Raw genomic sequence first — 13,164 nt, 5'->3', positions numbered from 1 at the left:
TCTTACCTTTTTGGTCAAAATCTTTCCATCCTAAATGATGATATAAACTGATATTGTCAGTCATTTCCATATGGGTATTTAATCGCATTTCCGAATAGCCAAGATCTCTTGCTCTTTTTTCGGCAAACTCTAGCAAATAACGTCCAATTCCTTTGCCGGTCCAATCTGGATGTATCGCGATATTGGCTAATTTCAGATAACCTTCTTGCAGCATCAAGATGAGGCCGGCAATGATGGTGGAGCTGTCAGTTAATACCCAGACTTCGTTACTTAGAATATCTTCTTCTATGCCATCCGAAAAATTCGGTAGTTCTTTTATAATACCTGTATATTTTGCATAAGCATTATCAATGCATTCTGATAAAGAGATTGCATCTTCTAGGATTGCTTTACGAAGATCATAATTTTGGAAGTTATCTCTCATTAGAAGCCACGTTCCTGGATAACATCGTCTTCGATGCGTTTATTTGCTGTTTCGATACGTTCTTTAAGCAGGTTCATAAATTCGCGTCTTGGTAAGCCCGGTTCAATGGGTTCAAGATATTCGACTGTGATGGTACCCGGTACTTTTTTGAATGCATTTCGACCCCAAAATTGACCTGAGTTGAGGGCAACAGGTACAACAGCTGTGTTGTTTTGAGTATAGAGGCCTGCAATCCCTGGATGATATGGGCGATCCTCACCCGGGGCTGTTCTTGTACCTTGGGGGAAGATTACAAGTGAGCGATTGTTATCAAGAACAATGCGAGATTGAGTAACCATCTCCTTCAAAGCACTGGCGCCCGCTTTGCGATCAACGGCGACACAGTTCATTTTACTAAGATAGCGACCAAAAAGAGGGATTGATAAAAGCTCTTTCTTCAAAACATAGGCAGAATCAAAATTCAAATAGTGCATTGCCAATGTTTCCCATGCACTTTGATGTTTGGCCGCAATAATCACGCTGCCTTCAGGTAAATTTTCTTGCCCAATAACTCTATAGTTAATCCCAACCACATATTTAGTTAATACAAGGCAGCCCCCCAACCAGAACTTTGCCATGTGACGCATAAATTTTCGAGGCAATAAAAGAAATGGCAGACCGATGATACACATCATTGCCATATAGACATAAAATAGGATCAAAAATAGAAAAGATCGGATCGCTATCATAGGAATTTACCTGTCAGCAAAGTTAGCCATACTAATAATTTAGGAGTTAGTCTTTAGCAGTGATTAAGCGGGTTAGCAATCTGCGTATAGGGATGAAAATGGTTTTGTTATACTCACCAATAATTAATAAACTTGTACCGGGCCATAGATACCAATCATTTAGTTTTACATGGTCAGGGTAGACGGGATGCAAAATAATCTCGGTATCAGGGAGAACATATTGTAATTCCATTAAACTGCGTGGCATATGATAGCCGCCTGTAATTAGGCGCATAGACTTAAAGCCTTGTTCATGCATCCAAAGAGCTGTTTCCATGGCATTGCCTTGTGTGTTGTCGGCTTCATATCCCAGTGTGATACAACAATCCAACTGAGAAGGCGTTTCGCGTGAAAGGCGCAGTAATTCCTCGACATTGACCGCTCGATGTACGCCGGAAACAAATAGTTTATTTGCAAGACCTCGTTCAAGAAGGTCTAAGCCTTCTTCCAGACGTAAAGTGCCGCCTGTCAGGACAACAATTGCATCGGTTTTTTGATCTGAAAATTGAGGCGTTTTAGGGATGCTATCGATAAACCATAATAAACCACCGACCCATGACGCAACGATCAGGATACAGAAGGCCAAAGTTTTTCTTTTACGGCCTTTATTTCTCCTGAGTAACGGCATGTTTACATGATTTTCTGTAAAGTAGTTAAAACAGTTCGGCGTGCTGCATACATGGCTATGAATGAAGCAATAGGGGCGATGAATCCTAATATCACTAATTGGGTAGTGTCCAGACCTGGCAAGGTGGAAAGATTACTATCCCCGGTTAGGTTATTGGCCATTTCCGCTAACCCCCAAATCACACCGAAAGACAAAATAGCACCAATGACGGCCCCTTTTAAAGCTGCCCAAAAGACATGAGATTGAAATTGGCGCGCGATGAATGAATCTCTGGCACCAATTAGATGTAGCACTTCAATAACTTCATTATGGGCCACCAATCCGCCACGTGTTGCAAAAACAACCATAATCACGCCAGACAATGTGACAAGCGCTACAACTGACAACCCAACCAAACGCAGGATATTTAACAGGCCAATCATATGATCTCGCCAGACATCATGACTATCGACAATTGCACCAGGAGAGATTGCACGTAATCTTCTGTTCAATTCTTCAAAGTCTACTGCTTCTAAATTATCTATTTCAGCTTCAATTAACTTTGGTAGGGGGAGATTTTCAGGATTTATATTCTCTCCCAGCCAAGGGCTGAGTAGTTCAATAATTTCTGTATTTGGAAGAAGGCGGACTTCACCCAGTCCTTGCGTTTTTTGAACTGCTTCAAGAATGTTTTCTGTCTTGGCTGTGGTTTCGACTTCGCTATCCCCTTCCAGTGGCGGGATTTGAATGGTGACAGAGCCTGATAAACCTTTATCCCACATATCAGCGAGGCCAGTTAAAAGCATACTCCCAGATGTGGCCAGAACGGCAATAAAAACGAGAAAACCAACCAGCCAAGGCATCAGCTTAGTAGATGGGTCTGTTGATAATGGAAGATGATCAGTGCGGGCCATTTTTACACGCTTTCTTCCATTGATTGATAGCGCTTCAAGCCGCTGGCAGATGCGGGAACTTCTAATGTGCCATCTTCGATATGCATGACTGGATGACCAAAGTGGTCAATGAGATGTTGGCTATGTGTAGCAATTAAAACCGTGGTGCCATGCTTATTTAGTTCTTGAAACAGATACATAAGACGTACGCCCATTTCGTCATCTACATTTCCAGTTGGTTCATCAGCAAGAAGGAGTTTAGGGCGTGAAATAATTGCACGAGCAATCGCAACGCGTTGCTTTTGTCCACCGGATAAAGTACGCGGCTTGGCATTTATATGATGTGTTAAGCCAACCCAATCTAAAAGCTCACTGACATATTTCTGTACTTGTTTTTCCGATACGCCTGAAATGCGTAAAGGTAAGGCTACATTATCGAAAGCAGATAAGTGATCTAACAGGCGAAAATCTTGAAAAACAACACCAATCTTGCGTCGCAAAATGGGGAGTTTTTCTCGTGGTGTGGTCGCTAAATCTTTGTCAAAAATATGAATGAGACCACGGCTGGGACGGTAAGCCAAATACAGCAAGCGAAGTAAGGACGATTTTCCGGCACCACTAGGGCCTGTCAGGAAATGAAATGAGCCTGGCGCCAACGTAAAGGTAATGTCGCGCAGAATTTCAGGCCCTGCACCGTAACGCATACCAACATTTTCAAACCGAATCACTTGGTCTAGGCTCCTGATAGTAAGTTTTAAAAACTGAACTTAATAAATAGGGTTACCCAACTCCCTATAGAAATCGGATAACAGGATTTTCTCTTAAGGGCAATGCTGCAATCTATTTGTTAGTTAAAGAATAGGGCGAAATCTAGGCAGGAAAGTGGAGTAAGCTTATTTCCTTTATCAAATATAATACATGATTTAATAATTTCGATAGTGGAATCAAGGCACTTAACAAAATTTTAACGCTGTTTATCCTTGACCATTTGTATGAATTAAAGGCATTCTATTAAAAATGTTTGTAGATTTTATTCTGCTTTTAAGGACTGGGGCTTTAAAGGTAGGTATGAATAAAGTTCTGCTTAATTCTAGTATAGGGTAGATAGCGCGCGCTATGATCTTGGCTTGTCCTAATTGTTCAACAAAGTTCCGTGTGCCTGATAATGCAATCGGGCCACAGGGTCGTGTTGTTAAATGCGCTAAATGTGCACATAGCTGGAAAGCCACTACGGATGATGCTGTTGCAGATAGCCCTGCTAAGAAAGTAAGTGCGAAGCGCTCAGCGAAACGTGTTGTCAAAAAAGCTGCGGCTAAACGTCCTGTTGCAGCAGCACCGCGCCCTGCTGCGCCTCCACCACCACCTCCTAAACCTCCGGCTCCTGAGCCGATTGCTGAACCTGTTGTTGAGGAAGTTGCAGCAACAAACGATGATGTGGATGATATTTTCGCAGAAGCGGCAGCTGAGGCAGGCGTTGATGAAACAGTTGAGGATAATGTAGCCGAAGAAGTCTCAGCGGAGGAAACATCTGAAGAAGAAGCTGCAACACAGGAAGCTGAGCCTGATCCAATAAAGTATATTCCGTCCACGCCTGTAACGGATGTTGGAATGAGTGCCGATGGGCTTGAGCAAGCATTACTTGCTCTGGCATCTGCTGTGGATGCCAAAGAACGCGGTGATGATGAAGAAGAAATCGAGATGCCGGATTTGGAAGATATTGCTTCCAAAGACCCAGAAGAAACCGCTGCAGCTTTAGACGAAGCGCGTGATAAAGCAGGCATGCCAAGCCTGTCTATGGACCCACCACCAATTCCTCCACGGAATATGAAAAATGTCAAAGTGAAGCGTGTTGTGAAAAAGAAAACACGCTCCCCGCTCAAAGCATGGTTTATCTTGATTTTCTGCATTGGAATTTTTGTCGGCCCTGCTTTGTATTTTAATCAATCTATTACAAAATCCTTCCCGCCGGCGAAAAAAGTATACGCTCTATTTGGTATACATCCAGATATTGTCGGTTTTGGTTTAGAGCTACCTGATCCAGTATTCGAGATTGAAACGAATGGTCAGGACCAGACCTTGATTATTCGAGGTGAGGTCGTGAATACGACTTCGGAGACAGTACGTATTCCATTCTTAAATGGCGTATTATTGAATACTCAAAAAGAAGAAATCTATTTCTGGTATTTCGAAACAGAAAACCCGGAAGCTTTACCTGGTGAATCTGTTAAATATGAATCTCGTTTGCTTAACCCACCGACTGGCGGTGTTTCTCTGGAGTTGACGTTCGCAACTGAAGCGGAAGTTGCACGTGAGATGGAGAAAGAGAAAGAAGAAACGGATTCCGAGAATAGCTCTGATCAAACTTCGGAATCAGTCCAATAAGATGAATTTTTTATCTATCTTAATAAAAAGGCATCCTTACATGGGATGCCTTTTTGGTATGCATGTTAGGTTTAAGAAGAGTTGGATTTAAAACGGTTTCAATAAACGTTTTATATAGTCCAGTTCATCTTCCTCACGGGATTTATCATTATATCTACGGCGAAGTTCTTGCTGAATGGATTGTGCACGACCCATTTGAGAGGCATTAGGTATTTTTCTGCCTTCGCTGTTAGTGCCGAGAGGATTTGGCATATTTCGACCAAAGGGATCCCGGCCTTTCCCTTGGGGGGAGGTTTCTGATGAAATAGATTGCTGATTACTATTCATAAAACGTTCAATGATACTTTCTTCCATTTGACTTAGTGCTTGTTGTAGAGCGTCAATGGCCTTTCCCTGAAGATCGGATGCCTGATGGTTGTCGCCTTGCTCCAAGGAATGTTTAGCAGCGCCCATTGCCTCCTCACTCTCAATGAAGCTCTGGGGTGCATCTTGTTGCATCAATTGTTTATATTCTTCGCGTAATTGTTTGAGTTGTTTTGCAAGTGCAGCTTGTTCAGCGATATCTTCGGGGTTTTGAGCTTGCATGTTTTGTAAGGAATTTTGAGTTTCATTATGATCAATTTGACTTGAATCACTATTGCGTCCCATGGCTCGATTATAACTTCTTTCCATCAAATGTTGCTGTTTCTTCATGATTTCTTCTATGTCTTGAATCATCTCCACAGCTTGCATAGTGCTTTCAGGTAAGTCTTCCTCTTCCGCCATTTGAAGGTTTTCCATGATGTTTTGGATATCAGACAAAAGATCGCGTGCTGCATCCATCATACCCATTTTTAGCAATTCGCGCAGTTGCTCCATCATATCTTGTATACTTTTGCTATCCATCATACGAGAAGCATCAATTTGCTTTTGTAGGCCAGTTTTGGGCGCATCATTAGATTGTAAGTCGCGTGCCAATGCCTGCATGTATTCAGCCATTGCTTGCTCTAACGCTTGCATTAGGCGGTCAATCTCTTGATCACTCGCTCCACGATTTAAAGCATCCATCAAATCCTGTTCTGCAGCCTGAAGTTTTCCAAGATTGGCGATAGCAGCACCTTCTTCTAGATATAGTGCAATATCCCATAGCAAGCGCATGGAGTTTTGTTTGTGTTCGATACGGTCAATTGCATTTAGGCGGCGTGCAGCAATATGCAGGGTCATATAAACAGTTTGGTCATGTTCATATGCATCTGATTTTTCTGCTAAGGATGCTGTTCTAATTGCTTGAGCTGTCATTTCTTCGGGAGAGTTCGATAAGGCAACAGAGCGGCGGATTGCAATGATTTGTCGAGCTACAGGATTTGTGAAGGCACGTTGCGGTAACGTGATGATTTGCGATAGGGAACTACCAATTTGATCAATAGCATCGGTTATCAACAATTCTGCCTTTACTTGTAAGCCTGCCCAGGGATGTGCTGTTAAATCGATGAAATGACTTGAACTTAAATCGCGTTTTTGGCCGTTGGATTCAATAAGGGGTAGTTGCAAAATTTTTTCAAATTCATGCTGACCGGAATTTCTTGTTAATCTTAGATCAATTTGCTTAATTCCGTAATCATCCATAGCAATAAAAGGAATACGTAAGCTCTTTCTATTTGTGTATGAAATTTGTCCTTTGAAATTTATTTCTGGGGGAAGATCGGGAATTAATCTAAAGTTCCATTTAGCAACTGGTTCATCATCTACGCGCAACTCGGCAGGCCCACCTTGTTCTATATCAGTTGCGAGCCGAAAGCTGTTTGACGTGAGTTGCTTAAAGTTATTCGCTATTTTAATTCCGTCAATATAGAGTTCTGGAATTTCGTTACTATTATTGACCTGTAAAACTAGATTTGATTGAACAGGAAAAATCGTGACATTAGAGGTTTGCTCATCCGCCTTGGTTTGATTTATTTCAAGTAATGTCGTTGGCATCCTTGTATAGTCTGGTGGGGTAATCCAACCATCTATCTGTAGAGGCAGAGAAGGGGGAAAAATATTAGTTGGTAAAAGACTATCGAGAAGAATTTGCTTCAGAGGCTTATTGTTAGCTGTCGCAAATATTACCAGCAAGAAAAGACATAAAAATCGTAAGGCAAATGGGTCTTTTGTAACCCAAATAGGCTTTCCCCATCCGGGCGAAAGCTTGGGTAGATCAGAAAGTAAGTTTTTTTGATGCAATTGCCAAAGTTGTTTCGTCTCGCGCTGGGCAATTGAATGTTGGGACAGATTGTCGTTAAGAGACCTTAAAGGGCGATTTTCCAGTTCGTTATTGTCTTCGATCGCTTTTAAAATGTCTTGAAATGACGGAATGGTTACATTTCTTATGAAAAGAATAGTTGTATAAAGAAATGCAGCAATGAGCCCATAAGAAATTATATTCAGAAATATTCCAGATAGAATATTGGGAAGTGGGCTTAGAGCGAGACAGAGCCATAAACTTAAGAAAAGTAACGCAAAGCGCCCATGCTTGATAAACTCCGTAGTCATTAGGACAAGCCAAGTAACCGCAATATTTACGGGCCCGACGAAGTTCCTGACTACGTGTTTCCTCATCTAAGACCGTCAGAATGACTGACGCCCATCCAAAAAAAGGTTGGTCAAATACCCCTTATTCGGAATGGTTTTCTTCCAACCAAGGGGCGGTTTTGTCTAATCCTATCAGAGCTTCGTAATCTTGTCTCGGTCTGATCACAGCAAATTGATCATCTTTCACCATAACTTCTGGCACCAAAAGCCGAGAATTATAGGTAGAAGCCATGACTGCACCATAGGCACCAGCGGAACCAAAGGCGATTAAATCACCTGTTTCAAATTCAGGTAATTCACGGTTTTTCGTAAAAGTATCACCTGTTTCACAGACAGGACCGACGACATCACTAAGAGAATGAATTTCATCATTTTTGGCTTCTTCCACAGCAATGATTTCGTGGTGTCCGTCATAAAGTGTAGGGCGTACCAAATCATTCATCGCCGCATCCACAATGACAAAACGCTTTGTATCACCTTTTTTGTCAAAAATTACTTCAGATACCAATAAGCCAGCATTCCCAACGATCAAGCGACCCGGTTCAAGCATGATTTTCTTGTTCAGATGACCAAGGGTTTCTTTGACGACTTTCGCATAATCTTTTGGTAAAGGTGGTTCCTCATCTCCGTGAGAATAAGGAATACCAAGGCCACCACCAATGTCGATACGTTCTAGTGGGACACCCATATTGTCCAACATTTGAACAGTTTCGGCCACTTTAGTGAATGCTGCGCGGAATGGGGCTAGATCGGTTAATTGTGATCCAATATGGACCGCGATTGAAACAGGTTTCACACCCGGTAATTCCATGGCCTTGGCGTATATCTGACCGGCCATTTCGATATCAATACCGAATTTATTTTCTTTTTTACCAGTGGCAATTTTCTCATGCGTATTTGCATCAACATCTGGGTTCACACGGATGGCGATATGGGCCTCTGTCTCCATGGCATCAGCCACTTTAGATAAGGTATCCAACTCCGGAATACTTTCCACATTTAGTTCTAGTATTCCTTCTTCCATGGCAGCTGCCATTTCTGCAGCAGTCTTTCCCACACCTGAGAAAACAATACGATCTGCCGGGATACCTGCAGCCAAGGCACGGCGCATTTCGCCTTCGGAAACAACATCAGCACCTGCGCCTAAATTCCCCAACGTGCGCAATACAGACTGATTGGAATTGGCCTTCACAGCATAGCAAACTAAGGTATCCAAACCTTGCTCATCCAAAGCGTCTTTAAAGATTTGATAATGACGCTCTAAAGTTGCCGAGGAATAAACATAAAAAGGGGTGCCTACTTTTGCAGCTAGATCGGAAATGGATACACCTTCTGCATGTAGAATACCGTCAACATAATCAAAATGGTTCATGGGATTAGCCTCATCCTACCCTGTTAGGGAACGGGAATTAATTTGTTGTATCTTGGGCTTGTTCAGTCTGCGAAGGAGCAACTGGTGGGCGTTTTTTACCACATGCAGACAAACTACCAGCGGTTAAAAGGATTACTGTTAGTCCAATAATCATGTTGCGGATCATGGTATCTTCCTTCTTTTAACTTATTTCAAGAAACGTGCACGGGCTTCAGCGGCCATCGCACGTACATTTTCCGGTGCTGTGCCGCCATAACTTGTTCGGCTGGTTACAGATGCCTCACTTGATAACACAGAGAAAACATCTTCAGTGATACTAGCTTCAACAGTCTGCATGTCCGCTAGAGATAAATCTTCCAGACCACATTCTTTCTTTTCTGCTAATGCAACCAAAGAACCTGTCACGTGATGGGCATCACGGAAAGGCATATTCAAGACACGTACACACCAGTCAGCTAGGTCAGTTGCTGTTGGGAAACCATTCACTAAGGCTGCTTTCATGAATTCGGGGCGTGGTTCCATGTCTTCTACCATACCGGCCATTACTGCAACACATAGGGAAAGATTGTCGGCGGCGTCAAAGGTGACTTCTTTATCTTCCTGCATGTCCTTACCATAGGTCATTGGTAAGCCTTTCATCACGATCAATAGCGCGTTTAAAGAGCCAATGATACGGCCCGGTTTTGCACGAATTAATTCTGCGGCATCGGGGTTTTTCTTTTGTGGCATGATGGAACTGCCGGTGGTGAAAGCATCAGACAAAGCAACAAAACTAAATTGTTGAGATGCCCAGATAACAATTTCTTCAGCCAGACGAGAAAGATGTACGGCACTGATGGAAGCTGCCGCCAAGAACTCCATAGCAAAATCACGAGCTGCAACACTATCCATAGAATTGCGTGTTGGACCGTCAAAACCCAATGCCTTTGCAGTCATATGCCGATCTGTCGGGAAAGATGTTCCTGCCAAAGCGGCTGCACCTAATGGACATTCATTTAGGCGCTTGCGGCAATCTGCCAGACGACTACGGTCACGGCCCACCATTTCTGCATAAGCCAGTAAATGATGACCAAATGTGACTGGCTGCGCTGCTTGAAGATGTGTAAATCCCGGCATTACAACATCCGCATGTTTTTCTGCTTTGTTGATTAACGCTTTATGCAAATCCGCATATTGTGCATCTAAACTGTCAATCGCATCGCGTAACCAAAGGCGAAAATCAGTTGCAACCTGATCGTTACGGCTACGTGCAGTATGCAGGCGACCTGCGGCATCCCCAATGATTTCTTTCAGACGCGCTTCTACATTCATGTGAATGTCTTCCAGTTCCGCACTGAATTCAAATTTATCCGCTTCTATTTCTTCCTGAATTTGGGTAAGACCACGGTGAATTTCATCACGGTCTTGTTCACTAATGATCCCGGTTGCCGCAAGCATGTCACTATGGGCTTTGGATCCAAGAATGTCTTGTAGATACATACGTTTATCAAAATCAATAGAAGCATTGATTTCTTGCATAATCGCAGCAGGTCCACCGGCGAAACGTCCGCCCCACATCTCATTGGCGCTCATAGGAACTCCTCATATTCTTTTTCTTTGTGCCAGTTCTTGAATTTATACGGCCTTCACCCAAATGTGAGAGGAAGGTCTATTGATCTCATATCTGGCACTAGGTAAACATATATTCGTCAACCAAGTGACATTCAGGAACAATTCTATCTATTCAGCAGGTCAAAGATGAAATTTTTCAAAATAAAATTGTTGTTTGCCGTTTTAGCGGCCTTTCTCCTGCTTGACCAGCCTATTATGCAATCTGCCCAAGCTTCTGATGATTTCCCTCCGACAAAAGGGGATATGCGTGGTTTTATCCTGTTAAAACAACGTGAGCTGGCACCGGAAGTTCCCTTCTTTGATGGGAAGGGGAATGTACGTCATATCAAAGATTTTAAAGGGCAGGTGATCTTGGTGAATTTTTGGGCGACTTGGTGCGCGCCATGTATTAAAGAAATGCCGGATCTAGATCAATTAGAGGCCGATTTAGGTTCCGATGATTTTAAGGTTGTGGCCATTTCACAAGATTTGATGGGGGCAAAGAAAGCTGGCCCATTTTTGCGCGACCGTTTGAAGTTGGAAAATCTGGATTTGTTTGTTGATAAACGCACCAAACTAGGTCGTGCTTTTGGGGTGAAAGGGTTGCCTGCAACATTCCTAATCGATCGAGAAGGTTTGGTGGTTGGATATTATACAGGTCCAGCTCATTGGGCGTCGGACGACGCTAAGGCCATGATCGATTATGTGATTAACGAATAATGGAACCTAGCGTGTCGGGCGCGGTGTGTCTTCAGAATAGTCATAAAACCCGCGACCAGATTTACGTCCTAACCAGCCAGCTTCCACATATTTCACCAATAACGGACATGGGCGATATTTATTATCGGCCAGTTCATGATGCAGAGTGTTTAGAATAGCAAGGCAGGTGTCCAAGCCAATAAAATCTGCTAACTCGAGCGGACCTAGAGGATGTTTGGTGCCAAGTTTCATTGCCGTATCGATGGCTGTTACATTACCTACACCTTCATATAATGTGTAGATCGCTTCATTCACCATTGGAAGTAGGATACGATTTACGATAAAAGCCGGAAAATCTTCGGAAACAGCTGTGGTTTTACCTAATTGCTTTTCCACAAAGTTGAGGCAGGTTTCAAAAGTTTCTTCAGAAGTTGCCAGGCCACGGATCATTTCAACTAGAGGCATCGCATTGGCTGGTTTCAGGAAATGAACGCCACAAAAACGGTCAGGACGGTCGGTATTTGCCGCAAGGCGAGTAATGGAAATGGAGCTGGTGTTGGTAGCAAGAATACACGCCTCTGATATGTGAGGGATACAATCACGAAAGATCTTGCGTTTGGTTTCTTCATCTTCCGTGGCCGCTTCTATGACAATGTCGCACTCTTTGAAGATTTCAAAACCAGTGCCTGTTTCGATGCGTGCCAATGAATCATGTTTCATTGTCTCGTTAATAGTACCACGTTTGATTTGTCGATCCATGTTGCTCGAAATCAAGGTCAAAGCAGCCTCAATTGCTGCAGGATCAATATCCATGAGTTTGACTTGAGCACCCGTTAGCGCACAAAGATGGGCAATACCATTTCCCATTTGTCCGGCACCAACTACGCCAACTGTCTTAATCATGATAGATCCCCATTCTTTACTAGCAAATTTCAAACGGATATAGTTTTAGTCGGAAACCGAGAAATGTCCACTTAATTCCCAAGGTGACGAGGAAAAGGGGCAATAATTAAATAAATCAATAAGTTCGGTTTGCGTATATGAGCAAGGAAGATAAAAATGCTGAAGAATATTTGCTTTGGGATTGTGTTGGTGTTTGGATATATGTCTACGGCATATGCTGAGGTAAAAATTTCTGCTTGTCATGGAAATGGTGGGTATCCGCCTTATCATTTCACCAATCCTCAAGAACCCAGAAACCCGGAGATGATAGGCGTATCTATCGACTTGGCTAAGGCTATTTTTGCCAAGCTATCTATCGATCTGGAGATTAAGGCTTTGCCGTGGAAACGCTGTTTTAACAGCGCAAAAGAAGGGCGCGGCTTTGACATGATTATTGATGGCTCTTTTAAAGCTGATCGACAAGCGTTTTTTGCTTATACATCAAAGATGCATGTGTTGAATCCGGCTGTGGCGGTTCGGCAGGATTCCAAATGGGCGCAATCAGAGATGCTGAAGGCTACTGATCTGAAAGATGCAATCATTTGTTCTAATCGCGGTACGAATTTAGTCCCTTACGGATTTACTAATGATCAAATTTCAACGCGTGCCTCTGGTGTGAAGCAAGGTTTATATATGGTGGATAGTAAGCGTTGTGATGGCTATCTGACCTTGTATCAGGTTTTTAATGGACATTATCGATACGGGAATGAAGACGTATTGCCAGATAGTTTAGTGATCCGCAAATTTGAGACAGATAAGACATTCGATTTGCATTTTATGGTGTCTAAAACACGATCTGATGCAGATGAATTAGCTACAAAGATAAATAAAGTTCTGGCCGAAATACATAAAGATGGTTCTTTGGATTTACTTTGGAATAGCTATTTAAATTAATCATTTTGTGTTTATACGCTTCACAAGATTGCAGTTCCTTTAAA

Annotated in this window: 13 protein-coding genes; 3 read left to right on the top strand and 10 right to left on the bottom strand. The window is 42.7% G+C overall.

Features of this window, described 5'->3' with window-relative positions:
* The 5 genes from E1160_RS03410 to ftsE form a co-directional block, all read right to left on the bottom strand.
* Positions 1-424: GNAT family N-acetyltransferase (locus E1160_RS03410; protein WP_155153594.1), on the bottom strand; the 424-nt coding region annotated here is incomplete at its 3' end.
* Positions 424-1,152, bottom strand: coding sequence for a lysophospholipid acyltransferase family protein (locus tag E1160_RS03405; protein WP_155153593.1), 729 nt, complete (start codon positions 1,150-1,152; stop codon positions 424-426). The genes E1160_RS03410 and E1160_RS03405, both read right to left, overlap by 1 nt.
* 46 nt (positions 1,153-1,198) lie before the next feature.
* Positions 1,199-1,819, bottom strand: a complete 621-nt coding sequence (locus tag E1160_RS03400; RefSeq protein ID WP_155153592.1) for a YdcF family protein — start codon at positions 1,817-1,819, stop codon at positions 1,199-1,201.
* A gap of 2 nt (positions 1,820-1,821) precedes the next feature.
* Positions 1,822-2,712 carry a cell division protein FtsX gene (locus E1160_RS03395; protein WP_155153591.1) on the bottom strand — a complete coding sequence of 297 codons (891 nt, stop codon included), beginning with the start codon at positions 2,710-2,712 and terminating at the stop codon, positions 1,822-1,824.
* A 2-nt stretch (positions 2,713-2,714) separates the two neighbouring features.
* Positions 2,715-3,419 carry a cell division ATP-binding protein FtsE gene (ftsE, locus tag E1160_RS03390; protein ID WP_328597113.1) on the bottom strand — a complete coding sequence of 235 codons (705 nt, stop codon included), beginning with the start codon at positions 3,417-3,419 and terminating at the stop codon, positions 2,715-2,717.
* 388 nt (positions 3,420-3,807) lie between these two features.
* Here ftsE and E1160_RS03385 point away from each other — a divergent pair, with 388 nt between their 5' ends.
* Positions 3,808-5,073, top strand: coding sequence for an MJ0042-type zinc finger domain-containing protein (locus tag E1160_RS03385; protein WP_155153590.1), 1,266 nt, complete (start codon positions 3,808-3,810; stop codon positions 5,071-5,073).
* An 87-nt stretch (positions 5,074-5,160) separates the two neighbouring features.
* On the opposite strand, the gene E1160_RS03380 is transcribed toward E1160_RS03385, so the two are convergent.
* From E1160_RS03380 to argH, 4 genes are read right to left on the bottom strand one after another with little or no spacing between them, the layout of a single operon-like run.
* On the bottom strand, positions 5,161-7,650 hold the full coding sequence (locus E1160_RS03380) for a DUF4175 domain-containing protein (RefSeq protein ID WP_155153589.1): 2,490 nt from the start codon (positions 7,648-7,650) through the stop codon (positions 5,161-5,163).
* A gap of 55 nt (positions 7,651-7,705) precedes the next feature.
* On the bottom strand, positions 7,706-8,995 hold the full coding sequence (lysA, locus tag E1160_RS03375) for a diaminopimelate decarboxylase (RefSeq protein ID WP_155153588.1): 1,290 nt from the start codon (positions 8,993-8,995) through the stop codon (positions 7,706-7,708).
* A gap of 37 nt (positions 8,996-9,032) precedes the next feature.
* The gene (locus E1160_RS17355) at positions 9,033-9,161 is read right to left on the bottom strand and encodes a hypothetical protein (protein WP_268890597.1); all 129 of its coding nucleotides are present in this window, start codon (positions 9,159-9,161) and stop codon (positions 9,033-9,035) included.
* 20 nt (positions 9,162-9,181) lie between these two features.
* On the bottom strand, positions 9,182-10,567 hold the full coding sequence (gene argH, locus E1160_RS03370) for an argininosuccinate lyase (RefSeq protein WP_155153587.1): 1,386 nt from the start codon (positions 10,565-10,567) through the stop codon (positions 9,182-9,184).
* A gap of 165 nt (positions 10,568-10,732) precedes the next feature.
* On the opposite strand from argH, the gene E1160_RS03365 reads away from it, so the two are divergent.
* Positions 10,733-11,305, top strand: a complete 573-nt coding sequence (locus tag E1160_RS03365) for a TlpA disulfide reductase family protein (protein ID WP_155153586.1) — start codon at positions 10,733-10,735, stop codon at positions 11,303-11,305.
* A 6-nt stretch (positions 11,306-11,311) separates the two neighbouring features.
* Here E1160_RS03365 and E1160_RS03360 read toward each other — a convergent pair whose 3' ends face one another.
* Positions 11,312-12,187 carry a 3-hydroxybutyryl-CoA dehydrogenase gene (locus E1160_RS03360; RefSeq protein WP_155153585.1) on the bottom strand — a complete coding sequence of 292 codons (876 nt, stop codon included), beginning with the start codon at positions 12,185-12,187 and terminating at the stop codon, positions 11,312-11,314.
* A 156-nt stretch (positions 12,188-12,343) separates the two neighbouring features.
* Between E1160_RS03360 and E1160_RS03355 the strand changes: the two genes are divergently transcribed.
* Entirely contained in the window at positions 12,344-13,120 is a 777-nt protein-coding gene (locus tag E1160_RS03355; protein WP_155153584.1) for a substrate-binding periplasmic protein, read from the top strand.
* Positions 13,121-13,164 lie beyond the last annotated feature (44 nt).

Origin of the sequence: Curvivirga aplysinae (assembly GCF_009711445.1) — a bacterium.
Taxonomy (GTDB): domain Bacteria; phylum Pseudomonadota; class Alphaproteobacteria; order UBA8366; family Aestuariispiraceae; genus Curvivirga; species Curvivirga aplysinae.
Note: the sequence above shows the minus strand (reverse complement) of the source record. Positions and strands in the feature narration are given on the sequence as shown.

What these genes read in the sequence shown, in the direction of transcription:
- E1160_RS03360 (WP_155153585.1), bottom strand. Translation starts at nt 12,187, where the DNA reads ATGATTAAGACAGTTGGCGTAGTTGGTGCCGGACAAATGGGAAATGGT.
- E1160_RS03355 (WP_155153584.1), top strand. Translation starts at nt 12,344, where the DNA reads ATGCTGAAGAATATTTGCTTTGGGATTGTGTTGGTGTTTGGATATATG.
- E1160_RS03400 (WP_155153592.1), bottom strand. Translation starts at nt 1,819, where the DNA reads ATGCCGTTACTCAGGAGAAATAAAGGCCGTAAAAGAAAAACTTTGGCC.
- E1160_RS03365 (WP_155153586.1), top strand. Translation starts at nt 10,733, where the DNA reads ATGAAATTTTTCAAAATAAAATTGTTGTTTGCCGTTTTAGCGGCCTTT.
- E1160_RS03385 (WP_155153590.1), top strand. Translation starts at nt 3,808, where the DNA reads ATGATCTTGGCTTGTCCTAATTGTTCAACAAAGTTCCGTGTGCCTGAT.
- lysA (WP_155153588.1), bottom strand. Translation starts at nt 8,995, where the DNA reads ATGAACCATTTTGATTATGTTGACGGTATTCTACATGCAGAAGGTGTA.
- E1160_RS17355 (WP_268890597.1), bottom strand. Translation starts at nt 9,161, where the DNA reads ATGATCCGCAACATGATTATTGGACTAACAGTAATCCTTTTAACCGCT.
- E1160_RS03395 (WP_155153591.1), bottom strand. Translation starts at nt 2,712, where the DNA reads ATGGCCCGCACTGATCATCTTCCATTATCAACAGACCCATCTACTAAG.
- argH (WP_155153587.1), bottom strand. Translation starts at nt 10,567, where the DNA reads ATGAGCGCCAATGAGATGTGGGGCGGACGTTTCGCCGGTGGACCTGCT.
- E1160_RS03380 (WP_155153589.1), bottom strand. Translation starts at nt 7,650, where the DNA reads ATGAGGAAACACGTAGTCAGGAACTTCGTCGGGCCCGTAAATATTGCG.
- E1160_RS03405 (WP_155153593.1), bottom strand. Translation starts at nt 1,152, where the DNA reads ATGATAGCGATCCGATCTTTTCTATTTTTGATCCTATTTTATGTCTAT.